Below are 22,867 nucleotides of genomic sequence, written 5' to 3' on the forward strand. Positions count from 1 at the left end.
ATTGAATCACGCCGCCAGACCGGTCGTGATCGGGTGAACAGGTATGAATGATTTACCGATCGAAGGTTTCGCGACCCCCAACGAAAACTCGGCGATGGTGCTGCTGGTCGACGACCAGGCCATGATCGGCGAAGCGGTGCGGCGTGGCCTGGCCAATGAAGACAACATCGACTTCCACTTCTGCGCCGACCCGCACCAGGCGGTGGCCCAGGCCATGCGCATCAAGCCCACGGTTATCCTCCAGGACCTGATCATGCCTGGCCTGGACGGCTTGACCCTGGTGCGCGAGTACCGTAACAACCCGGCAACCCAGGACATCCCGATCATCGTTCTGTCGACCAAGGAAGACCCGCTGGTCAAGAGCGCGGCCTTTGCCGCCGGTGCCAACGATTACCTGGTCAAGCTGCCGGACACCATCGAACTGGTGGCGCGCATTCGTTACCACTCGCGCTCCTACCTCACCCTGTTGCAGCGCGACGAGGCTTACCGCGCCCTGCGCGTCAGCCAGCAGCAGCTGCTTGATTCCAACCTGATGTTGCAGCGGCTGATGAACTCCGATGGCCTGACCGGGTTGTCCAACCGCCGCCATTTCGACGAGTACCTGGAGCTGGAATGGCGCCGAGCGATGCGTGAACAGCAGCAGCTGTCGTTGCTGATGATCGACGTCGATTACTTCAAGGCCTATAACGACAGCTTCGGTCACCTGGCCGGTGATGAGGCACTGCGTCAGGTCGCCGAGGCCATTCGAGGCTCCTGTTCGCGTCCTACTGACCTGCCAGCGCGTTACGGTGGCGAAGAATTCGCCCTGGTGTTACCCAATACCTCGCCAGGTGGCGCTCGCCTGGTGGCGGAAAAGCTTCGTCAGACGGTGCTTGGGCTGAACATCCCGCACAGCGCGCCCCATGCTGATTCGCGGCTGACCGTGAGCATTGGCCTGGCGACCCAGACGCCCAGCGTTGGCAGCCATTGCCGGCAACTGATTTCGGCTGCGGACAAGGGGTTGTACCTGGCGAAGAATAATGGCCGCAATCAAGTGGGCGTCAGCTGATTGATAGTCAAAAGGCAGAGGCAAACCAGTGCCTCTACCTCTGCTGCCTACGGTGTTTCGAGTTAGCGGACTACCTTGTATGTCTCGGATACCTTCTCGTGTTCTTCTTTGCGACCATCGTTGAACTCGTAGACTAATTTATAGGCAGGCGTTGCCTCGGTGCCAAAGTGCCCATCTACTAGTTTGAGCCCAAATTCGCCGGGCTCGGCACTCGACCCTAATCCAACTCTAAATTCCTGAAAGGATGTTCTGTTGTTGGTCCTGGAGTAGATGGTTACGTAGCAGGACTTAAGGTTTGGTACCGCTGAATGGCCTGGGTATTTGAAGACTGCGTAAACGTATTCGTGGGGTAGTTGCAGGTTCAATGTTGGGCTTTTGCCGGGTTTTAGTTTTTCGTTACCGTAGGGTGATTGTATGCCTGCGTTTTCAATGTCTTTAGGGGCTTCTGACTGTTCGTTAGAAAATGAGAGGCTGTATTTGACTTCTTCTACAGGGGGCGGCAGCTGCGTGAGGTGATTTTTTTTGGGATTGTTGCTCATGTTGCATCTCCGGGGCGTTGATTCAGGGGTGGCGTATTACTGCTTTCAGGTTCGTATGTTGTATTTCACCGGTTTCGAATTACCGGTGCAACTGACAAAAAAGACAGGTGCTCCCTGTGCGTTTGCGCGTTAAAGTTACCTGTTTGACTTCACTGGACTGAGTTCGGCTGGCGATGAGGCCAGCAGTCGCATTGCCGGGCGCGGCTTTATCCGCATTCGGTGATTGAATACGCGGTGAGCGCAGTAAAAAGTTCGGATTGAGAGTGCAATTGATTTTCAGCGTATTCTGCAATCCCGTGCCACAGGTATAGCGACTAAATTTTGGTATTGCCTGGCTCCGCAGTTACCAATATATCGTGCTCTCGGGTACCGATGATAACGTTTTCGCCTGGGTTTTTCAGAATGGCTACGAACTGAGCGCGCCCCTTGATTGTGTCGCCGGGCTTGGGCTTGATGAACAATGGCACGCTTCCTGTCAGCTTTTGCTCATCTCTTGTGAGGTGCCAAGGGTCGAAGTTATCGCCAAACTCAAACATTGCCAAGACTTCAATCAGCCGGTCCGGGTCCTCGCATTCGATGCCAGGGTATGTGTAGGTGTAATGGAGTGTGTTGTCGGTGAGGCGCTGGATGTTGATCTGGTGCGGCGTCGTAGTTTGATCCTCTTCTTTGAAGTGGAGCTCATCAAGCGGTTTGACCGGCGTGCAGCGTGCATTTCCGGTGGTGATCCCGTTCTGCAAGATTTTAAAGAGAGTGTTTGCTATCGCTTGTTGGTTTGGCTTTTTGGGTGCAGCCGACTTGCCCGACGTTTTTGCGGTTTTACTCATGGCTTGCCTCATGCATTGAGCGTTTGTAGGGAGTCCCTACGCTTCACCAAGTGTGTGCGGGTCTATTCGACTAGGTTATGTGTGATGGGACAACTGGCAAAAATGACAGGTGGTCCCGTACCGCATTTCATCAGGCCGCTCTTTGGGAATCTCGCTGTGTTGTCAGCCCGAGGTGTTCATTTCTGGTCCGAGACCAAACGCGATGAACCTGCTTGCCGGTAGTGGAACCCACTCGGAAACCGCGCCGCCCGGCGGGCCTGCCGCCGTGCTCAAGACTGGGTTATACTCGCGGGCTTTTCACCGAATTCGCACGAGAGCTGCCCGCCCATGGAAATCCAACCGATCCTGAACACCATCAAGGACCTCACCGAGCGTTCCCAGTCCATTCGGGGGTATCTTTGACTACGATCACAAGCATGACCGCCTGATCGAAGTCAACCGCGAGCTGGAAGACCCCAACGTCTGGAACAAGCCCGAGTACGCCCAGGCCCTGGGCCGTGAGCGTGCCATGCTGGCGCAGGTTGTCGAGACCCTGGACAAGCTGTCCAACGGCCTGGGCGACTGCCAGGACCTGCTCGACATGGCCGTCGAGGAAAATGACGAAGGCGCCGTCAGCGACGTCGTGACCGAGCTGGAAGGCCTGGAAGAAAACCTGGCCCAGCTTGAGTTCCGTCGCATGTTCAGCGGCGAGATGGACATGAACAACGCCTACCTGGACATCCAGGCCGGTTCCGGTGGTACCGAAGCGCAGGACTGGGCCAACATCCTGCTGCGCATGTACCTGCGCTGGGCCGACAAGCGTGGTTTCGACGCCACCATCATCGAGCTGTCCGAAGGCGAAGTCGCCGGTATCAAAGGCGCGACCGTGCACATCAAGGGTGAATACGCCTTCGGCTGGCTGCGGACTGAAATCGGCGTGCACCGTCTGGTGCGCAAGAGCCCGTTCGACTCCGGTGCCCGTCGTCACACCTCGTTCTCGGCAGTGTTCGTGTCGCCCGAAATCGACGACAAGGTCGAGATCGAGATCAACCCGTCCGACCTGCGCATCGACACCTACCGCTCCTCCGGTGCCGGTGGTCAGCACGTGAACACCACCGACTCGGCCGTCCGTATCACCCACGTGCCGACCAACACCGTGGTGGCATGCCAGAACGAACGTTCCCAGCACGCCAACAAGGACACCGCCATGAAAATGCTGCGGGCCAAGTTGTACGAACTGGAAATGCAGAAGCGCAACGCCGCCTCGCAGGCGCTGGAAGACAGCAAGTCGGACATCGGCTGGGGCCACCAGATCCGCTCGTACGTGCTGGATGACTCGCGCATCAAGGACTTGCGTACCGGCGTCGAGCGTAGCGATTGCCAGAAGGTGCTGGACGGCGACCTCGACCAGTACCTGGAAGCGAGCCTCAAGCAAGGGCTGTAAGCCGCACACCACTGCCGCGATACCTGGCTACCCGCCGGTATCGCGTGCCCTGCCCGAAAAGGGCAACGAATACCTGATGGAAAGAATGACGACATGAGCGACCTCAAGACCGAATCGCAAGACCTGCAACAGGAAGAAAACGCCCTGATCGCCCTGCGCAAGGAAAAACTTGCCGCCGAGCGTGCCAAGGGCAACGCCTTCCCCAACGACTTCCGTCGCGACAGCTACTGCAACGACCTGCAGAAGCAGTACGCGGACAAGACCAAGGAAGAGCTGGAAGCAGCCGCGATCCCGGTCAAGGTAGCCGGCCGTATCATGCTCAACCGTGGTTCGTTCATGGTGATCCAGGACATGACCGGTCGCATCCAGGTCTACGTCAACCGCAAAACCCTGCCAGAAGAAACCCTGGCCGCCGTCAAAACCTGGGACCTGGGCGACATCATCAGCGCCGAAGGCACCCTGGCCCGCTCCGGCAAGGGCGACCTGTACGTCGAAATGACCAACGTGCGCCTGCTGACCAAGTCGCTGCGCCCGCTGCCCGACAAGCACCACGGCCTCACCGACACCGAGCAGCGCTACCGCCAGCGTTACGTCGACCTGATGGTCAACGAAGAAACCCGCCACACCTTCCGTGTGCGTTCGCAGGTGATTTCGCACATCCGCAAGTTCCTCATCGAGCGTGACTTCCTCGAAGTGGAAACCCCGATGCTGCAGACCATCCCGGGTGGTGCCGCGGCCAAGCCGTTCGAAACCCACCACAACGCCCTGGACATGGCCATGTTCCTGCGTATCGCGCCGGAGCTGTACCTCAAGCGCCTGGTCGTGGGTGGCTTCGAGAAGGTGTTCGAGATCAACCGCAACTTCCGTAACGAAGGCGTTTCGACCCGTCACAACCCAGAATTCACCATGCTTGAGTTCTACCAGGCCTACGCCGACTACCGCGACAACATGGACCTCACCGAGGAACTGTTCCGCGAACTGGCGCTGCTGGTACTGGGCAGCACCGACGTGCCGTACGGCGACAAGGTGTTCCACTTCGGCGAGCCGTTCGCCCGCCTGTCGGTGTTCGACTCGATCCTCAAGTACAACCCGGAGCTGACCGCTGCCGACCTGCAGGACGTTGACCGCGCCCGCGACATCGCCAAGAAGGCCGGTGCCAAGGTGCTGGGCCACGAAGGCCTGGGCAAGCTGCAGGTGATGATTTTCGAAGAGCTGGTCGAGCACAAGCTGGAGCAGCCGCACTTCATTACCGAGTACCCGTTCGAAGTGTCGCCGCTGGCCCGCCGTAACGACGACAACCCGGCCGTTACCGACCGCTTCGAGCTGTTCATCGGTGGCCGCGAAATCGCCAACGCCTACTCCGAGCTCAACGATGCCGAAGACCAGGCCGAGCGCTTCCTGGCCCAGGTGGCCGAGAAGGACGCCGGTGACGACGAAGCCATGCACTACGACGCCGACTTCGTGCGTGCCCTGGAGTACGGCATGCCGCCGACCGCCGGTGAAGGCATCGGCATCGACCGTTTGGTGATGCTGCTGACCAACTCGCCGTCGATCCGCGACGTGATCCTGTTCCCGCACATGCGTCCGCAGGCCTGAGTGAATTGAACAAGCCGCCTTTCGAGGCGGCTTTTTCTTGCCTGAAGCTTTATGTTGTCAGTGCCGGCCTCTTCGCGGGCAAGCCCGCTCCCACAGGTCTTGCACAGGTCCTGAATGTTGTGGGGTCCCTGTGGGAGCGGGCTTGCCCGCGAAGAGGCCGGCACTGACACCCCATATCCATGAGGTATCCCCGTGACACCCGCCATGCCTGACCAGGGCGCCGCCGGCATCGCCACCGCCGTCGCCGAAAGCGTGCAATACCAAGGCCGCAAGACTGCCCGCCAAGGCAGCGAGCAGCGCCGCCAGCTGATCCTCGATGCCGCCATGCGCATCGTCGTGCGCGATGGCGTGCGCGGTGTGCGCCACCGTGCCGTGGCCGCCGAGGCCGGTGTGCCGCTGTCGGCCACCACCTACTACTTCAAGGACATCGAAGACCTGCTCACCGACACCTTCGCCCAGTACGTCGAGCGCAGCGCGGCCTACATGGCCAAGCTGTGGGCCAACACCGAGGTCGTCTTGCGCCAGTTGCTGGCCCAGGGTGACGGCAGCCCGCAGGCACGGGCGCGGCTGGCTGACGATGTGGCCCGCATGACGGCCGACTATGTACAGCGGCAACTGTTGACCCGGCGCGACTTCCTGATGGCCGAACAGGCCTTCCGTCAGGAGGCATTGCTGTGCCCACGGCTGGCCGAGCTGGTGCGTGCCCATGAGCAGATCCTGTTGCACGGTACCCGGCAATTGCTGCAGGTGGTGGGTTCGCGGCAACCGGAACAGGACGCCCAAATGTTGACGGCGATTATCGAGCAGATGGAATATCAGGGCCTGCTCAAGGATGCGAATGCGCAAGCCGATGGGCAGATGCTCGCTATGCTTACCCGATACCTGCAGCTGGTGCTGGCGTCGGCCTGAGCCGAGACCGACTTTTCAAGGAGAACCTGATGAAAGCCTGGCGTGTGGTGCTGTTGACTTTGTCATTCCTGCTGCTGGGCGGTTGTCTGGTGACCTTCCATGAGCCGTTGCCGAGTAACCAGGCGGCGCCCAAGGCCCTGTTGGGCAAGTGGAGCAGCAAGGACGCCTGGGGCGAGCCGTTGAAGCTGACCATCAGCCGCAGCGGTGCAGATGCCTACAAGGCCGTTGCCACGGCCAAGGGCAAGAAGCCCGAGGAATATGTATTCACCGTTTCCCGCCACGGCAACCGCTGGTACCTGTCGGCCGGCGTGCCCAAGCGCCTGGGTGGCAATTTCCTGATTGGCGGTTTCGATATCGTCGATGGCAAGGAACTGGTGGTGTACAACCTGGACGTCGAGCAGGTGCAGCAGGCGGTGGACAAGAAGGAGTTGACCGGGCGTGGCACCGAGGTGCCGGAAGACAACGGCGACGGTGTGCTGATCGATAGCCCGTCGGCGCGGGTGCTGGCGTACCTCGATGACCCGGCCAACTCCGACCTGTTCGTTGAAGTGGCGCGGTTCCAGCGGTCCGGCAAATGACCGTGTCGGCGCCATCGCCGGCAAGCCAGCTCCCACAGGTATATCACTGCTTTTGAGCCCTGTGGTGTACTTGTGGGAGCTGGCTTGCCGGCGATGAGGCCGGTACAGGTTTCTTGTACTCAAAAGGAGTCCCCGGTGGACGAATACCAGCAAACCATCCGCGCCCTGTCCGACCGCATCGTCGCGGCGCAAACCCCCATCCGGGTGCTGGACGCGGTGAAGTGGGACGACAACATTCGCCAGGGTTTCCTCAAGGCCAAGGGCAAGGAGCCGCCGGCCGTCGACCGCGCCTATTACCAGTCGCGCCCGCTGGCGTTCGACTCCGGCGCGGTCAAGGCCGAGTTCCAGGCCATCGAGCGCGACATCATTCGCCAGCTTGGCCAGTTCAACCCGGTCGGGCAGATCATGAAGCGCATGTGCCGCGAATACCGCATGGTGGTGCGCATGCTCGAAGCGCGTGGCACCGAGGACTTCGGCCTCATCTCTCAGGAATTGTACGGCGCCGCCTCCGATGCCTTCCACGCCGGTGACCCGACCTTGGCCGACCTCGGCCTCATGCTCTCGGATTACCTGAACAACATCGATGGCCGTGGCGATCTCAAGGACGAACCGAAAAACCTCACCGCCAAGGAGGCCGTGGATATCCTCCAGCGCCGGCTGAACAAGGTGTTCGGTGAAGCCGAGGAGACCATTCGGGTATTCGAATCTGACGGGATCGTGGCCGATGCCGCCGCTGGCGCCGACTACATCAAGGTGCGCGCCGATGCCATGTTCAACAGCCGCGATGTGCGTGCCCTGGAAGTGCACGAAGGGCTGGTCCATGTGGGCACCACGCTCAACGGCCTGAACCAGCCGATCTGCACCTTCCTGGCCAAGGGCCCGCCCTCGTCGACGGTAACCCAGGAAGGCCTGGCGATTCTCATGGAGGTCATCGCCTTTGCTTCCTACCCCAGCCGCCTGCGCAAGCTTACCAACCGCACCCGCGCCATCCACATGGTCGAGGAGGGCGCCGATTTCCTCCAGGTGTTCAATTTCTTCCGCGAGCAAGGCTTCGAGATGGCGCAGAGCTACAGCAACGCCAGCCGGGTGTTCCGCGGCTCGGTGCCCAATGGCCTGCCATTCACCAAGGACTTGTCCTACCTCAAGGGCTTCATCATGGTTTACAACTACATTCAGTTGGCCGTGAAGAAGGGCAAGCTCGAACAGATCCCGTTGCTGTTCTGTGGCAAAACCACGCTGGAAGACATGCGTACCTTGCGCCAGCTGGTGGAGGAGGGGCTGGTCGAGCCGCCCAAGTACCTGCCCGAACAGTTCCGCGACCTTAACGCACTGTCGGCCTGGATGTGCTTCTCCAACTTCCTCAACCACCTGAGCCTGGACCGTATTGAAGCCGACTACGCGAACATTCTCTGAGTGCTGCCGCCTGCTGGCGCTTGGCCTGGTCCTGCTGGGCCTTGGCGGCTGCAGCAGCCTGCTGTTCTATCCCGAGCGTGGCCAGGCATTCACCCCCGAACGGGCCAAACTCGACTACCGCGATGTCACCCTTGTCACGTCAGACGGCCTGCGCCTGCACGGCTGGTGGTTGCCGGCCAAGGCGGGTGTCGAGCTGAAGGGCACGGTACTGCATTTGCACGGTAACGGCGGCAACCTGCCTGGGCACCTGGGGGGTAGCTATTGGCTGCCGGAGCAGGGCTACCAGGTGCTGATGATCGATTACCGCGGCTATGGCCTGTCGCAGGGCACGCCGACCCTGCCTGAGGTGTATGAAGACATCGCGGCGGCCATGGCCTGGCTGGACCAGGCACCCGAGGTCAAGGGCAAGCCGTTGGTGCTGCTGGGGCAAAGCCTTGGCGGCGCCATGGCAATCCACTACCTGGCGGCCCACCCCGAGCAGCGCCAGCGCTTCAGCGCCTTGGTGTTCGATGGCGTACCGGCCAGTTACCGTGGGGTGGGGCGCTATGCCCTCAGCACGTCATGGATGACCTGGCCGTTGCAGGTGCCGCTGTCGTGGCTGGTGCCGGACGGCGACAGTGCAATCCGCTCGATCGAGCAGTTGAGCAGCCCGCCCAAGCTGTTCTTCCACAGCATCGACGACAACCTGGTGCCGATGGACAACGGCATCCGCCTGTACCAGCACGCGCCGCCCCCACGGGTACTGCAACTGACCCGAGGCGGCCATGTGCAGACCTTCGCCGACCCTACCTGGCGCCAGGTGATGCTGCGTTTTCTTGACGACCCCAGCCATTTCAACGGCCTTCGGCGCCTGGCCGAAGTGCCCAATTACCCTGACGAGAAGAACAAGCAATGAGTGAAGAACGCAACGCCATCCCGCTGATCCTGACCGGCGTCGGCAGCATCATCGTGACGGTGGGGGCCTTGTGGTACTACGGTTACCTGCATTTCGCCAAACCCGAGGATGCCCTGTTGTTGCAGGACTTCACCATGCTCAAGACCATCCCGGGCGAGGATTACAAGGTATCGCTGGACCCGGCGCCGCAAGTGGCCCAGTGCGTCGATGGCGTGCTGGTGCTGTTCGACACTCAGCAGAAAGGCCTGACCGGCGTACTGGTGGACAACCGCAAGCGTGCCGTGCGCTGCATGGGCGAGGAAACACCGCAGCAGGTGCAGTGAGCCAGCCTCTCTATAGCCTGCGCGGTCCCTGTGGGAGCGGCTTTAGCCGCGAAAGGGCCGGCACAGGCCATGAAAATCCTTCAGGTCACTCCAGGCGTAAGCGGGCAGCATCATAAATATCGCCTCGCTCTCGCTTGCCTACCGCGATGACGATCACCACCACGCGCTGATCGACAACCCGATAAACCAAGCGATAACCAGCCGACCTCAGCTTTATCTTGTAGCAGTCCGCCATGCCGGAAAGTTTGTCCTTCTCCACCTTCGGCTGAACCAACCGCTCTTTTAGTTTTTTGGCGAAATGAACCTGCAATACGCCATCGAGCTTTTGAAATTCCTTCCTTGCCCGCACATCAAATTCAAGGTCGTAGCTTTTGGCTTCCTTCGGCTTCGGCGATGAGCTCATCGATATCCACTCTGACGGTGGGCCCACCACGCCGCTGACGAACAAGCTCTGCCAACTGCATGTCGTCGATCAACTCCATCATCGCTTCATAGCGTTCGGGCGGAACCGCATAGAATGCGGGCTCGTTCCGATTGAGGATGACCACCGTTTCACCAGCAGCTTCGCGGATAGTGCCCATGGGGTCTTTCTTCAGGTCTGTGATGGATGCTGCCAGATCGGCAAGAACCGGGTAGGTCATAGTTGTTTCAACCCATGAGTGTGGTTGGCGATGCTGGAAATTCTAGTGCTTCATAAAGTGCTTTTAAAGGTGCTTCTGTCGATTGGAACGTAAGAAAAACCCCGCCACAAGGGCGGGGTCGGGGTTAGCCAGCCTTACTGCTGAACCTGGCTCACCGAACGTGGCGCAACTGGCTGGTTGTCGTTGGAGATGGTCACCTCCACCCGGCGGTTTTGCGCACGGCCCGAGTTGCTGCCGTTGTCCGCGACCGGGTACTCCTTGCCGTAACCCTGGGCGACGATGCGCGCAGGGTCTACGCCGGCACGCACCAGCGCCATGCGCACGGAACCGGCGCGGCGTTCGGACAGGCTCTGGTTGTAGTTGGCCGAGCCGACGCTGTCGGTGTAGCCCTCGACAATCACCTTGCGCTCAGGGTTTTCCTGAAGGAACTGGGCCAGCTTGGTGATGTTCGGGTAGGCGTTGCTCTTGAGTTCGGCCTTGTTGAAGTCGAACAGCACGTCACCGAAGGTGACCAGCGTACCGCGGTCGGTCTGCTTGGCGTTGAGGCTGTCCTGCAGCTTGGCAATCTGTGCGTCGCGGGCGTCCAGCTTGGCCTGGGCGCGTTGCGCCGCGGCGTTTTTCAGCTCGCCTTCGGCGGTACGCAGGGCGATGGTCTGCTTGGCCACCTCGACACGCTGGTTGGTCAGGTAGGCGAGCTGGTCGACCTTCTTCTGGTCTTCCCGGTCCATGTAGGCCTTGTCGGCCTTGTTCAGCCAGTCCTGGGCGTCCTTGGTCTCCAGCGCCGCCACCTTGCTCGATTGCGGGTCGCTCTGCAGCGAGGAGAAGTTGGTGCGGGCCGCCTCCAGGTTGGCGTTAGGGTCGTGCGAGCAGGCAGCAAGGCCGACGCTCAGGGCCAGCAGGGCGGGAATCATGACGTAATTGCGCATAGTGTTCATCCTTTGATCGTGTGCGAAGGCTAAGGTTGGCGGGGCAGGGCTCACTGAGCGCTGCGCAGGCCTTCCTCACGTACGTCCTGGACACCCTGGCGGGCGTCCTGCACGGCCTTCTGGGCCTTGGCCGCCTGGGCCTTGCGTTCGGCGAGGCGTGCGTCCCACTCGGCTTGCTGGGCCAGCAGTTTGGCTTCGTCATACTTTTTGTCGTGCATGGCGATTTCGGCCTGCTTGAACTTGTCCTGGGCCGCTTTCATCTCCACGGCGGCGAACTCGGTACCGCCAGCGCTGACGGCGGCGTTCACGGCGGACTGGGTAACGGCATACTGCTCGGTAGGCGGGTTGCCCGCACAGCCGGCCAGGACCAGGCTACTGCCCAGGGCCAGCGCGGCCAGCTTGAACCCGCGCACGTGAGTGGATGACAGTTTGCTAGTGCGGGTTTTCATGGTGGTCAGCTCCATTGGATCACTCCTGATTACGACGATGTCCGTAGCAGTCCATCGCTCATTCCCTGACAAATCCGTGCGCTTCAGCTGAACGGTGCACAAGGGCAGGTGTGCAGGGTTTTAGCGTGATGGCTATTGGCTCCGACTCGATCGTTTTTCGAATGGTTCAGAAAAAAGTGATCCGCACGAGCAATTATTTCTGACTGATTGGTCAGTGAGGATTTTCTTGAACTTTCGCGGGCGGGAGCGGTATTCCGGGCCTCCAGCAGGCCCGGAACGGTGGCGCGGGGAGTTATTTGTCGCTGTCGGCAGCGGTGTTGCTCAGGCTGTGCAGGTGCTGGCGCGAGAGTGACAGAAAGCGCGGGGTAGGCCCTACATCTTCGTACAGCGGGTCGCCTTCTTCATCGGTGGCGATGACCTGACGGCCCTGCACATAGGGGAAGCTGGCCTCCACTTCTTCAAGGGCGGCGGCTACCAGTTCGCCGAGCAATTCCTCGGCGGTACGCTTGGGGTACATGTCGATCAGCGCGGCCAGACGCGCCTCTGACTCCAGGTCAAGGTGCAGGACATGGCCCGTGCGGCTGAGGGTGCCGGCGGCATTCTGTTCCCAGTGCTGGGCGAGTTCACGGATTTTCATGATGACCTCTGGTTACGCCTGCTAAGGCTGCATGGCATGGGAGTGCTATGCCTTCACTTTAGTTTGCTTTGGCCGATCACGGCTTGCCATCGCGGCTCGGCTGGGGGCACTCTTCAGTGCAGATGCAGTGCCTGTGGGAGCGGGCGTGCCCGCGAAGAATCAAAACACAGTGCCTGGCACCGGCTGCGCCGGTGTTCGCGGGCATGCCCGCTCCCACAGGGATCGCGTGGAGCCTGAAAGGGATGCAACGGAGAGAGGGCCAATGACCGATATCGATGTGCGTTTGCGTGAAGATGTCCATGTGTTGGGTGAGCTGCTCGGCGAAACCATTCGCCAGCAGCATGGTGATGCGTTCCTGCAGAAGATCGAGGACATCCGCCACAGTGCCAAGGCCGACCGGCGTGGCCCCGGCGAGCAACTGAGCTCGACCCTGGCGGACCTGGCCGAAGAAGACCTGCTGCCCGTGGCCAGGGCCTTCAACCAGTTTCTCAACCTGGCCAACATGGCCGAGCAGTACCAGTTGATCCGCCGTCGCGACGCCGACCAGCCCGAACCCTTCGAGGCCCGTGTGCTGCCCGAGTTGCTGGCGCGCCTGAAGCAGGCCGGGCTTGGCAACGATGCCCTGGCCCGGCAACTGGCCAAGCTCGACATCCAGCTGGTACTGACCGCACACCCTACCGAAGTGGCCCGCCGCACCCTGATTCAGAAGTACGACGCCATCGCCGGCAAGCTGGCTGCCCAGGACCACCGCGACCTGACTCCGGCTGAACGCCAGCAGGTACGCGAACGCCTGCGCCGGCTGATTGCCGAGGCCTGGCACACCGAAGAAATCCGCCGCACCCGCCCCACGCCGGTAGACGAAGCCAAGTGGGGCTTTGCAGTGATCGAGCATTCGCTCTGGCACGCCATCCCCAGCCACCTGCGCAAGGTCGACAAGGCGCTGCTGGAGGCCACCGGCCTTCGCCTGCCGCTTGAAGCCGCGCCAATCCGCTTTGCCTCGTGGATGGGCGGCGACCGTGACGGCAACCCCAACGTGACTGCCGCCGTCACCCGCGAAGTGTTGCTGCTGGCCCGCTGGATGGCCGCCGACCTGTTCCTGCGTGACATCGATGCACTGGCTGCGGAGCTGTCCATGCAGCAGGCCAACGAGGCCCTGCGCGAACGGGTTGGCGACAGTGTTGAGCCCTACCGCGCCGTGCTCAAGCAGTTGCGCGACCGGCTACGGGCGACGCGTGCCTGGGCGCATTCGGCATTGACCAGCAGCCAACCGGCCAGCGCCGACGTGCTGGTGGATAACCGCGACCTGATCGCACCGCTGGAGCTGTGCTACCAGTCGCTGCACGAATGCGGCATGGGCGTGATCGCCGAAGGCCCACTGCTGGACTGCCTGCGCCGCGCCGTCACCTTTGGCCTGTTCCTGGGTCGCCTGGATGTGCGCCAGGACGCTGCCCGTCACCGCGACGCACTGACCGAGATCACCGACTACCTGGGCCTGGGGCGCTATGCCGACTGGGATGAAGAGCAGCGCATCGAATTCCTCCAGGCTGAGCTGAAGAACCGTCGGCCCCTGCTACCTGCGCATTTCAAGCCGCAAGCGGATACCGCCGAAGTGCTGGCAACCTGCCGGGAAGTCGCTGCCGCGCCGGCTGCCTCCCTGGGCTCCTACGTCATTTCCATGGCCGGTGCCGCTTCGGATGTGCTGGCGGTGCAACTGCTGCTCAAGGAAGCCGGCCTTACCCGCCCCATGCGTGTGGTACCGCTGTTCGAAACCCTGGCCGACCTGGACAACGCTGGCCCCGTGATGCAGCGACTGCTTGGCCTGCCAGGCTACCGCGCCGGGCTGCGCGGCCCGCAGGAAGTGATGATTGGCTACTCCGACTCGGCCAAGGACGCTGGCACCACGGCGGCGGCCTGGGCGCAGTACCGGGCCCAGGAAAACCTGGTGCGCATTTGTGCCGAACATCAGGTTGAGCTGCTGCTGTTCCACGGCCGTGGCGGCACGGTAGGGCGCGGCGGTGGCCCCGCCCACGCGGCGATCCTGTCGCAACCGCCGGGATCGGTGGCGGGACGTTTCCGAACCACCGAACAGGGCGAGATGATCCGCTTCAAGTTCGGCTTGCCGGGCATTGCCGAGCAAAACCTCAACCTGTACCTGGCTGCCGTGCTCGAAGCCACGCTGTTGCCACCACCGCCCCCGCAGCCGGACTGGCGTGAGGTGATGGACCAGCTGGCTGCCGATGGCGTCAAGGCCTACCGCAGCGTGGTGCGGGACAACCCCGACTTTGTCGAATACTTCCGCCAGTCGACGCCAGAGCAAGAGTTGGGGCGCCTGCCACTGGGCAGCCGCCCCGCCAAGCGCCGCGCTGGAGGCATCGAAAGCCTGCGGGCCATCCCGTGGATTTTCGGCTGGACCCAGACGCGCCTGATGCTGCCGGCCTGGCTGGGCTGGGAAGCGGCGTTGAGCAACGCACTGGCCCGTGGCCAGGGCGAGCTGCTGGCGCAGATGCGCGAACAGTGGCCGTTCTTCCGCACCCGTATCGACATGCTGGAGATGGTGCTGGCCAAGGCCGATGCGCAAATTGCCGAGGCCTACGACGAACGTCTGGTGCAACCGCACTTGCTTCCTTTAGGTGCGCACCTGCGCGACCTATTGTCGCAGTCCTGCCAGGTGGTACTGGGCCTGACCGGGCAGCCGGTGCTACTGGCGCACAGCCCCGAAACGCTGGAATTCATCAGCCTGCGTAACACCTACCTGGACCCGCTGCACCGCCTGCAGGCCGAGTTGCTGGCCCGCTCGCGCAGCCGCGAAGCCGCTCTGGATAGCCCGTTGGAGCAGGCCTTGCTGGTGACCGTGGCGGGTATTGCCGCCGGGCTGCGCAACACGGGCTGAGTGCGCACACAGGCTGCCCTGGATGAGTGCCGCGCAGGCCATGCCGGGGCAAGGGGAGGGTGGTTGCGCCGGGCGCAACCGCCTGCCCGGTCAGCCGCAAGTGGCGCATTCCTGCAACTTTGGGACGCTTGTCTGGCTGCCGGGCGCTGTGTATCTTGAGCAGCCTTCTGACCGATTTTGGGTCATACCCGATTTTCCGGACTTGGCCCTGGTTGCCGAATCCATTGAATTTCATAAAAAAATTTGAGGAGCACAAGATGCGCGTAATTCTGCTGGGAGCTCCCGGGGCCGGTAAAGGTACTCAGGCAAAGTTCATCACCGAAAAGTTCGGTATTCCACAGATCTCCACCGGTGACATGCTGCGTGCCGCTGTCAAGGCCGGCACCCCGCTGGGCCTGGAGCTGAAGAAAGTCATGGATGCCGGCCAGCTGGTCTCTGACGAGCTGATCATCAGCCTGGTCAAGGAGCGCATCGCTCAGCCAGATTGCGCCAACGGCTGCCTGTTCGACGGCTTCCCACGCACCATCCCGCAAGCCGAAGCCATGGTCGCTGCCGGTGTCGACATCGACGCCGTGGTCGAAATTGCCGTGGACGACGAAGAAATCGTTGGCCGCATGGCGGGCCGCCGCGTGCACCTGGCCTCGGGCCGCACCTACCACATTCAGTACAACCCGCCGAAAGTGGAAGGCAAGGACGACGAGACTGGCGAAGACCTGATCCAGCGCGACGACGACAAGGAAGAAACCGTTCGCCATCGCCTGTCGGTCTACCACAGCCAGACCAAGCCGCTGGTGGACTTCTACCAGAAGCTGTCGGCCGCCAACGCCGGCAAGCCGAAGTACAGCCACATCGAAGGTGTCGGCTCGGTTGAAGCCATCACCGCCAAGGTCCTGGCAGCCCTGAGCTGATCCAGCGCCTGACGCCCATCGACAACGGCCCGCTAGCGGGCCGTTGTCGTTTATACTGCCGCTCTTTTCCCTGCTCCTGGATACCTGTTCGATGACCACCCTGCTGGCCCTGGATACCGCCACCGAAGCCTGTTCCGTTGCGCTGCTGCATGACGGCAAGGTAACCAGCCATTACGAGGTGATCCCACGTCAGCACGCGCAGAAGCTGCTGCCGATGATCAAGCAGCTGCTGGCCGAGTCGGGCGTTGCGCTGAATCAACTGGACGCCATCGCCTTTGGCCGCGGCCCGGGCGCCTTCACCGGCGTGCGCATTGCCATTGGCGTGGTGCAGGGCCTGGCCTTCGCCCTAGAGCGCCCGGTGCTGCCGGTTTCCAACCTGGCCGCGCTGGCCCAGGGCGCATTGCGCGAGCAGGGCGTGCAACAGGTGGCAGCCGCCATCGATGCACGCATGGACGAAGTGTACTGGGGTTGTTACCAGGCCACAGCCGGCGAAATGCGCCTGGTCGGCCGTGAGGCAGTATTGCCGCCCGAGCAGGTGGCACTGCCCGAAGGGAGTCATGGCGAGTGGTATGGCGCCGGCACCGGTTGGGGCTATGCCGAGCGCCTGGCGGTGCAGGTGGCTGGCAGCAATGCCAGTGCCTTGCCCAACGCTCTGGACGTGCTCAGCCTGGCCAGCTTCGCCTGGGCCCGTGGCGAAGCGATCGGCGCCGAGCAGGCGCAACCGGTTTACCTGCGCGATAATGTCGCTACGCCAAAGAAGCACTGAATGCTGTTCGTCGGTTATCGACGGTAACCCCCAAACCTTCTGCGCGATCTGTGGTCCAGTTATCACTTAAGCATTAGCGACGGAACACTGATGCTGCTAAATTGCCATCATTGGTCCTGAGTATTCATGCCATGCGTATCGACGGTTTCTCATCGCAGTCCTACCCGATCAAGCGCGCGCCGCGCAAGGCAGCGGTGCGTGACGAGGCCATCGATGACGCCGAGGTGATCGAAGAGAACACCGCGGCGCCGCAGGAAACCACCGCCCGCCGCCGCAGCGGTGGCTTGCCCGCCCGCCAGCAGGACATGATCTTCCCCCGCGCCCGTGACCGCCGCACAGCCACCGCACTGGCCAGTTACCTGAATACTGCCGGTTTCACTGATTGGGACATGGAAGTACTGGGGCTCGACCTGTACATTTGATGGATGAGTCCATCACCACTGCCTTATTTTCTCGGTTGCCCGTCGTGGAGTGAAAACGCCTGGCGTGACTACCTGTACCCCGCCGACGCCAACAGCAATGAAATGCTTGGCTTTTACAGCCAGGTGTTCAACGCCGTCGAGGGCAACACCACCTTCTACGCACGCCCCGCCCCCGGCACCCTTGCCCGCTGGGCGCAGGTGATGCCTGAACACTTTCGTTTCACCGCCAAGTTTCCCCGTGACATCAGCCACGAGGGTGACTTGCGTGATCAGCTTGAGCCTGCCTTCGATTTCACACGCCTGATGGCCCCGCTGGGCCAGCGCGTGTCGCCGTACTGGTTGCAGTTGCCGGCGCTGTTCGGCCCGGCACGGCTGGGCGAGCTTTGCCACTTCCTTGATGAAATCGGCGTGCCGGTGGCGGTGGAGGTGCGCAACCAGGCCTTTTTTGCCAAGGGTGACGAAGAGCGCCTGCTCAACCGCCTGCTGCACGAGCGCAGGGTGGAGCGCATCTGCCTCGACCCGCGTGCGTTGTTCAGTTGCACTTCACGTGATGCTGCCGTGCTGCATGCGCAGTCCAAGAAGCCCAAGGTGCCACCACGCCCTGCGGCCTTCAGCCAGCACCCGCAGGTGCGCTTCATTGGCCACCCTGAGCTGGAGGCTAATGAGGCCTTCCTTACCCCCTGGGTAGAAAAGGTCGCCGCCTGGATCGAAGAGGGCCGCAGCCCTTACATCTTCCTGCACACCTCGGACAATCGTCTGGCCGCAGCCTTGGCTCAGCGGTTCCATCAACGCCTGATGGCACGCCTGCCGGGCCTCGCTTCTTTGCCTGAATTGCCGCGCGCGCCCGAGGTCGAACAACTGGGGCTACTCTGACCTTTCCTGACTGCCGGAGGTTGATTCATGGATGTGCAAACCCTGCGAGCCGAAGCCTTCAAGGCACTGCATGAACGTAATGGCGCGTTCGTCATCCCCAACCCGTGGGATGCCGGCTCCGCCAGGTTGTTGGCCAGCCTGGGCTTCGAGGCGCTGGCCACGACCAGTGCCGGCCTGGCCTTCAGCCTGGGCCGCCCGGATGCCGAAGGTGCCTTGAACCTGGAGGACACCCTGGACAATGCCGGGGAGATTGTCGATGCGACCCCCTTGCCAGTGGCTGCCGACCTGGAAAACGGCTTTGGCGACCTGCCCGAGGATTGCGCCAATACCATCTTGCGTGCCGCTGAAGCGGGCTTGGTGGGCGGCTCCATCGAGGATGCCAGTGGCCGCAGCGAATTGCCCATCTATGACGTGGGGCTTGCGGTGGAGCGCATTCGCGCCGCCGTGCAGGCTGCCCGTAGCCTGCCGTTCCCGTTCACCCTGTGCGCCCGGGCAGAAAACCTGCTGCACGGGCGCATGGACCTGGACGACACCATCAAGCGCTTGCAGGCCTACGCCGAAGCCGGCGCCGATGTGCTTTACGCACCGGGCCTGCGGACCGTCGAGGAAATTCGTGCTGTGGTGCAGGCCGTGGCGCCGCGCCCGGTGAACGTGTTGATGGGCATGGCAGGCGTGCCGCTGAGCGTGAACCAGTTGCAGGACCTGGGTGTGCGCCGCATCAGTGTCGGCTCGTCGCTGGCTCGCACCGCCTTGGGGGCGTTCCACCGGGCAGCGCTGGAAATTCGCGATGAGGGTACATTCGGCTATGGGGAGCAGGCACTGCCGTTCGCCCAGCTGAACGACCTGTTCCGCCGCTGACTTCAGGCGTGAACGCGCACGTTGTTCAGCACCACCGGGCGCGCCCAGTGGATGTCGAACTCCAGGTCGTTCTGCTGCTTGGCCAAGGTTGTGTCATCAAACGGTTCGGGCGCCGGGTCCAGCAGGTCGGTTTCGAATTCGGCGATAGGCAGGAACAATGCGCGCGGGGTAGGGCCTGGGCCGGGTTCGGCAATCGGTTGGCCCTGGCTCATCACCACCGGGCGCATCCAGTTGTTGCTGATATCCAGCTGACGCTGCTGCTCGATCAGTTCCAAAGCACTGAATGGCTCGGGAGCTGGGGGCAGCAGCTTGGCTTCTAGCTCTGCCTTGGGCAGGAACAGCGGCTCGGGCGGTGCCACCTCGGTGTCTTGCACCGGGCAGGCGCGCTGGGCGTCGATCAGCGCCAGTGCGCGGGCGCCGCCGATGGGTTCGCCGCTGTCCTGGTCATAGTGCACGAACGACTGGCTGACGCTGTCTACGGGCTCTTCCTGCTGCTCGGCCATGGCCCGGGCAAAAAAATCCTGCCACAGGTGGCTGACGCCCCCGAGTGCCTGGGTGTTGTGCTGACTGTAGTTGCCGACAGGCGACAAATAGGTCAAGCCGATGGGAAGAGTATCTGACATGGCAGTCGCGCGCGTTGTGCTCTGGCAGAATAGCGGGATATTGCCTGTATCGGCCGTGGCTGCCGATTCATTAAGGCTTGGTTTGACTTTTTAGGTGTGGACGATGGAAGAGCAAGGCACGGGTATCAGGGTCGAAGCGATGTCGACTGAGTATGCGGAACAGGCCAAGGCGTGGGCCGAGCGTCTAAGCCTGCCGCTACAGGACGATAGCGCCGGCTTCGCCGTGCAGGTGGGCGCCGAGGGTTTGCAGATTCAGCAACTGGGCCCGCAGGCACCGGGGCCGGTGCGGGTGGACTTTGTCGAAGGCCAGGCGGCGCACCGACGCCAGTTTGGCGGTGGTAACGGGCAGATGATCGCCAAGGCCGTGGGCATTGCCCAAGGCGTGCGACCGCAGGTGCTGGATGCCACGGCAGGTCTTGGCAAGGATGCGTTCGTGCTGGCCAGCCTGGGCTGTCAGATGACCCTGATCGAGCGCCAGCCACTGATTGCCGCGTTGCTGGAGGATGGCCTTGCGCGGGCCCGTGTGGATGAAGAAGTGGGGCCGATTGTCGGGCGCATGCGCTTGCTGACCGGCAACGCCATCGAGCGCATGCGCAGCTGGGAAGGGGAGGCGCCGCAGGTGATCTACCTCGACCCGATGTTCCCGCACCGGGACAAGAGCGCCTTGGTGAAAAAGGAAATGCGCGTGTTCCGGCCTTTGGTGGGCGACGACCTGGATGCCCCGGCCTTGCTCGAAGCTGCTCTGGCGCTGGCCAGCCACCGGGTGGTGGTGAAGCGGCCGCGCAAGGCGCCGATCATTGATGGGCCCAAGCCCAGCCATAGCCTGGAGGGTAAGTCGAGCCGTTATGACATTTACCCGAAGAAGGCGCTGAAGGCCTGACTTTCCATTCCTGGTCGGTCAACGCGGTCAATGTGGGAGCGGGCGCGTCGAGGCGTCGAACCGCCGCGAAGTAGACTACGCGGTGGATGGCACGGGCTGCGCCCGTGTTCGCGGGCATGCCCGCTCCCACAGTGGCCCGCGTAGGCTTCAGGGTTTGAACGCCCGCACAAACACCCCCACCACCTCCCGCACATGCGTCTCGGCCTCTTCGCCCTCCAGCGGCCCCGCACAGCCCAGCAGCAAACGATAATCCGGCGCGCCTTTCACCAGGCAGAAGAAGTGCTCTGCCGCTCGCAGCGGGTCGTCAATGCGCAGTAGCCCGCGTTCATCCGCCCCGCGCAGCAGCGCTTCCATCCCTGCCAGCACACGCTTGGGCCCGGCCTCGTAGAAATACTCGCCAAAACTCGGGTCCAGGCTGCCCTGAGCCATGATCAGGCGGCTGAGCTTGACCGCTTCGTCACTGCTGATCAGTGCCTGGAAACCACGGGCAATGGTCAGCAGTACCTCTTCTACCGGTACACCCTCGGGGTACTCGAACAACAGGTCAGGCAGCTGGATCTGGCAGGTGGCCATGACTGCCGAGCAGAACAAGGTCTGCTTGTCGGTGAAGTGGCTGTACACGGTGAGCTTTGAAACACCTGCCGCCGCAGCGACCGCATCCATGCTGGTGTTGGCATAGCCAAGGCTGAGAAACAGCGCCTTGGCCGCTTCGAGAATCGCTTCGCGCTTGGCCAGGTCCTTTGGCCGGCCTGGGCCGATGGGTGCGTCGTTGGGCATTGTGGTCTGCATCTGGTTGAAGAGTCGTTCATCTTAACGGGTCAGGCGCCATCCGGCTAAAACCAACCCGCAAAACCTGCTGTTCGCCAGTAGACAGTTGATCGACACTGGTGTCGTCACGCAGGCATTGGATGTGTTGCTTTGTTTTATAAGGTACTGATTTATAACAATTAATTTGTTGGCATGAATCGTGTTGATAGAGCAGTAAGGGCACCTTGCAAGGGTGCCGAGCCTATCGAACAGGAGTCCCCATGCCACGTGAAATTCGTTTGAACGCCTTCGAAATGAACTGTGTCGGCCACCAGTCGCCCGGCCTGTGGCGCCACCCCAAGGACCGCGCCTGGCAGTACAAGGACCTGGACTACTGGACCGACCTGGCCAAGCTGCTGGAGCGCGGCAAGTTCGACGGCATCTTCATCGCCGATGTGATCGGCATCTACGATGTGCTGGGCGGTAATGGCGACGCGGCCATCCGCCAGGCGGCCCAGGTGCCGGTGAATGACCCGCTGGCACTGATCACGCCCATGGCGCTGGTCACCGAGCACCTCGGTTTCGGCCTGACGGCCTCGCTCACCTTCGAGCACCCGTACCCGTTCGCCCGTCGGCTATCGACCCTCGACCACCTGACCAAGGGCCGCATCGGCTGGAACATCGTCACCTCTTACCTCGACAGCGGTGCGCGCAACCTTGGGCAGAAGGCGCTGAGCGACCATGACGCCCGCTACGACTACGCCGACGAGTATCTGGAGGTGCTGTACAAGCTGTTCGAAGGCAGCTGGGAAGACGGTGCGGTGGTGCGCGACCGCGAAACCGGCCTGTTCACCGACCCGCGCAAAGTCCACGAGATCCGCCACCACGGCAAACACTTCCAGGTCCCGGGCATCCACCTGTGCGAGCCGTCGCCGCAACGTACACCGGTGCTGTACCAGGCCGGTGCGTCCAGCCGCGGCAAAAATTTCGCGGCCGGCCACGCCGAATGCGTGTTCGTCGCCGCGCCGTCCAAGGTCATTTTGAAAAAGACCGTGGCCGACATTCGCCGCCGTGCCGCCGAGGCCGGGCGCGACCCGCGCAAGGTGCTGATCTTCAACATGCAGACAGTGATCGTCGACGAAACCGATGCCAAGGCCCAGGCCAAATGGCAGGAGCTGAAAAGCTACGCCAGCTACGAAGGCGCCCTGGCGCTGATTTCCGGCTGGACCGGCATCGACTTCAGCAAGTACCAGCCTGACCAGGTGCTGGAGCATATCCACACCAATGCCATCCAGTCGGCGGTGGAAGCGTTTTCCACCGCCGACCCGAACAAGCGCTGGACCGTGCAGGAACTGGCCGACTGGGTCGGCATCGGCGGCTTTGGCCCGCTGATCGTCGGCAGTGCGCAGACCGTAGCGGACGAGTTGCAGGCCTGGGTTGAAGAAACCGATGTCGACGGCTTCAACCTGACCTATGCCCTGGCCCACGAAACCTTCCGCGATGTGGTCGAGCTGCTGGTGCCCGAACTACAGCAACGGGGGGCCTACAAGACCGAATACCGCCCCGGCACCCTGCGCGAGAAGCTGTTCGGTGACGGCCCACGGCTGCCGGCCACGCACCCGGCTGCCGGTTACCGCGACCTGAGCCGCCAACCCACCCCGGCCAGCATTACCGAGCCGGCCTGAGCCGACAGGGAGCC

At 62.2% G+C, this 22,867-nt stretch carries 26 protein-coding genes; 17 read left to right on the forward strand and 9 right to left on the reverse strand.

The window, feature by feature from the left end:
- Positions 1–43 precede the first annotated feature (43 nt).
- Complete coding sequence (gene wspR / locus N436_RS25160) at positions 44–1,048, forward strand: Wsp signal transduction system regulator diguanylate cyclase WspR (RefSeq protein WP_105946840.1); 1,005 nt, start codon at positions 44–46, stop codon at positions 1,046–1,048.
- A gap of 62 nt (positions 1,049–1,110) precedes the next feature.
- Here wspR and N436_RS28445 read toward each other — a convergent pair whose 3' ends face one another.
- Both N436_RS28445 and N436_RS25165 read right to left on the reverse strand, forming a co-directional pair.
- Positions 1,111–1,587 carry a hypothetical protein gene (locus tag N436_RS28445; protein ID WP_146232453.1) on the reverse strand — a complete coding sequence of 159 codons (477 nt, stop codon included), beginning with the start codon at positions 1,585–1,587 and terminating at the stop codon, positions 1,111–1,113.
- 314 nt (positions 1,588–1,901) lie between these two features.
- A complete protein-coding gene (locus N436_RS25165) occupies positions 1,902–2,411 on the reverse strand; it encodes a hypothetical protein (RefSeq protein ID WP_110742227.1) in 510 nt (169 codons plus the stop codon).
- 327 nt (positions 2,412–2,738) lie between these two features.
- Here N436_RS25165 and prfB point away from each other — a divergent pair.
- From prfB to N436_RS25200, 7 genes are all read left to right on the forward strand, one after another.
- Positions 2,739–3,834 (forward strand): peptide chain release factor 2 gene (prfB, locus tag N436_RS25170; RefSeq protein ID WP_097083287.1). Its coding sequence is split into 2 segments (ribosomal slippage): positions 2,739–2,810 and positions 2,812–3,834, totalling 1,095 coding nucleotides; the frame shifts between segments, so codons are not numbered across the junction.
- 93 nt (positions 3,835–3,927) lie between these two features.
- Positions 3,928–5,430, forward strand: coding sequence for a lysine--tRNA ligase (gene lysS / locus N436_RS25175; RefSeq protein ID WP_016712972.1), 1,503 nt, complete (start codon positions 3,928–3,930; stop codon positions 5,428–5,430).
- Positions 5,431–5,634: 204 nt separating this feature from the next.
- Positions 5,635–6,339, forward strand: a complete 705-nt coding sequence (locus N436_RS25180; RefSeq protein ID WP_016712971.1) for a TetR/AcrR family transcriptional regulator — start codon at positions 5,635–5,637, stop codon at positions 6,337–6,339.
- Positions 6,340–6,368: 29 nt separating this feature from the next.
- Positions 6,369–6,917: a hypothetical protein gene (locus N436_RS25185; protein WP_105946837.1), complete on the forward strand. Its 549-nt coding sequence runs from the start codon at positions 6,369–6,371 to the stop codon at positions 6,915–6,917.
- 93 nt (positions 6,918–7,010) lie between these two features.
- A complete protein-coding gene (locus N436_RS25190; protein WP_177410278.1) occupies positions 7,011–8,330 on the forward strand; it encodes a flavohemoglobin expression-modulating QEGLA motif protein in 1,320 nt (439 codons plus the stop codon).
- Positions 8,302–9,225, forward strand: coding sequence for an alpha/beta hydrolase (locus N436_RS25195; RefSeq protein ID WP_105946836.1), 924 nt, complete (start codon positions 8,302–8,304; stop codon positions 9,223–9,225). The genes N436_RS25190 and N436_RS25195 overlap by 29 nt, the downstream gene beginning before the upstream one ends.
- Complete coding sequence (locus N436_RS25200) at positions 9,222–9,548, forward strand: hypothetical protein (RefSeq protein WP_003252219.1); 327 nt, start codon at positions 9,222–9,224, stop codon at positions 9,546–9,548. The genes N436_RS25195 and N436_RS25200 overlap by 4 nt, the downstream gene beginning before the upstream one ends.
- Before the next feature lie 85 nt (positions 9,549–9,633).
- Here the strand turns inward: N436_RS25200 and N436_RS25205 are convergent, their stop codons facing one another.
- The 5 genes from N436_RS25205 to N436_RS25225 form a co-directional block, all read right to left on the reverse strand.
- A complete protein-coding gene (locus N436_RS25205; RefSeq protein ID WP_105946835.1) occupies positions 9,634–9,951 on the reverse strand; it encodes a type II toxin-antitoxin system RelE/ParE family toxin in 318 nt (105 codons plus the stop codon).
- The gene (locus N436_RS25210; protein WP_105946834.1) at positions 9,905–10,189 is read right to left on the reverse strand and encodes a type II toxin-antitoxin system Phd/YefM family antitoxin; all 285 of its coding nucleotides are present in this window, start codon (positions 10,187–10,189) and stop codon (positions 9,905–9,907) included. The genes N436_RS25205 and N436_RS25210 overlap by 47 nt, the downstream gene beginning before the upstream one ends.
- Before the next feature lie 134 nt (positions 10,190–10,323).
- Positions 10,324–11,115, reverse strand: a complete 792-nt coding sequence (locus N436_RS25215; RefSeq protein ID WP_105946833.1) for an OmpA family protein — start codon at positions 11,113–11,115, stop codon at positions 10,324–10,326.
- A gap of 50 nt (positions 11,116–11,165) precedes the next feature.
- Positions 11,166–11,579, reverse strand: coding sequence for a DUF4398 domain-containing protein (locus N436_RS25220; RefSeq protein ID WP_016712966.1), 414 nt, complete (start codon positions 11,577–11,579; stop codon positions 11,166–11,168).
- A 277-nt stretch (positions 11,580–11,856) separates the two neighbouring features.
- The gene (locus N436_RS25225; RefSeq protein ID WP_105946832.1) at positions 11,857–12,201 is read right to left on the reverse strand and encodes a pilin assembly protein; all 345 of its coding nucleotides are present in this window, start codon (positions 12,199–12,201) and stop codon (positions 11,857–11,859) included.
- 262 nt (positions 12,202–12,463) lie between these two features.
- Between N436_RS25225 and ppc the strand changes: the two genes are divergently transcribed.
- The 7 genes from ppc to N436_RS25260 all read left to right on the forward strand — a co-directional run bounded on the left by ppc (position 12,464) and on the right by N436_RS25260 (position 18,918).
- A complete protein-coding gene (ppc, locus tag N436_RS25230; RefSeq protein ID WP_110742228.1) occupies positions 12,464–15,091 on the forward strand; it encodes a phosphoenolpyruvate carboxylase in 2,628 nt (875 codons plus the stop codon).
- Positions 15,092–15,113: 22 nt separating this feature from the next.
- Positions 15,114–15,338 (forward strand): hypothetical protein, encoded by a 225-nt coding sequence (locus N436_RS25235; protein WP_110742229.1) that lies wholly within the window; start codon positions 15,114–15,116, stop codon positions 15,336–15,338.
- Between the two features lie 10 nt (positions 15,339–15,348).
- The gene (adk, locus tag N436_RS25240; protein WP_016712963.1) at positions 15,349–15,999 is read left to right on the forward strand and encodes an adenylate kinase; all 651 of its coding nucleotides are present in this window, start codon (positions 15,349–15,351) and stop codon (positions 15,997–15,999) included.
- Positions 16,000–16,090: 91 nt separating this feature from the next.
- Positions 16,091–16,765 carry a tRNA (adenosine(37)-N6)-threonylcarbamoyltransferase complex dimerization subunit type 1 TsaB gene (gene tsaB, locus N436_RS25245; protein ID WP_110742230.1) on the forward strand — a complete coding sequence of 225 codons (675 nt, stop codon included), beginning with the start codon at positions 16,091–16,093 and terminating at the stop codon, positions 16,763–16,765.
- A 131-nt stretch (positions 16,766–16,896) separates the two neighbouring features.
- Entirely contained in the window at positions 16,897–17,187 is a 291-nt protein-coding gene (locus N436_RS25250) for a hypothetical protein (RefSeq protein WP_110742231.1), read from the forward strand.
- A 3-nt stretch (positions 17,188–17,190) separates the two neighbouring features.
- The gene (locus N436_RS25255) at positions 17,191–18,060 is read left to right on the forward strand and encodes a DUF72 domain-containing protein (protein ID WP_110742232.1); all 870 of its coding nucleotides are present in this window, start codon (positions 17,191–17,193) and stop codon (positions 18,058–18,060) included.
- A gap of 27 nt (positions 18,061–18,087) precedes the next feature.
- Positions 18,088–18,918, forward strand: a complete 831-nt coding sequence (locus N436_RS25260) for an oxaloacetate decarboxylase (protein ID WP_110742233.1) — start codon at positions 18,088–18,090, stop codon at positions 18,916–18,918.
- Positions 18,919–18,920: 2 nt separating this feature from the next.
- Here the strand turns inward: N436_RS25260 and N436_RS25265 are convergent, their stop codons facing one another.
- A complete protein-coding gene (locus N436_RS25265) occupies positions 18,921–19,541 on the reverse strand; it encodes an energy transducer TonB (RefSeq protein WP_110742234.1) in 621 nt (206 codons plus the stop codon).
- 103 nt (positions 19,542–19,644) lie between these two features.
- Here N436_RS25265 and N436_RS25270 point away from each other — a divergent pair, with 103 nt between their 5' ends.
- A complete protein-coding gene (locus tag N436_RS25270) occupies positions 19,645–20,421 on the forward strand; it encodes a class I SAM-dependent methyltransferase (protein ID WP_060497356.1) in 777 nt (258 codons plus the stop codon).
- A gap of 147 nt (positions 20,422–20,568) precedes the next feature.
- Here the strand turns inward: N436_RS25270 and N436_RS25275 are convergent, their stop codons facing one another.
- Entirely contained in the window at positions 20,569–21,210 is a 642-nt protein-coding gene (locus tag N436_RS25275) for a TetR/AcrR family transcriptional regulator (protein ID WP_110742235.1), read from the reverse strand.
- 239 nt (positions 21,211–21,449) lie between these two features.
- Between N436_RS25275 and N436_RS25280 the strand changes: the two genes are divergently transcribed.
- Positions 21,450–22,853, forward strand: a complete 1,404-nt coding sequence (locus N436_RS25280) for an LLM class flavin-dependent oxidoreductase (RefSeq protein WP_110742236.1) — start codon at positions 21,450–21,452, stop codon at positions 22,851–22,853.
- Positions 22,854–22,867 lie beyond the last annotated feature (14 nt).

This window comes from Pseudomonas sp. RV120224-01b (assembly GCF_003208145.1).
Classification (GTDB): Bacteria; Pseudomonadota; Gammaproteobacteria; order Pseudomonadales; family Pseudomonadaceae; genus Aquipseudomonas; species Aquipseudomonas monteilii.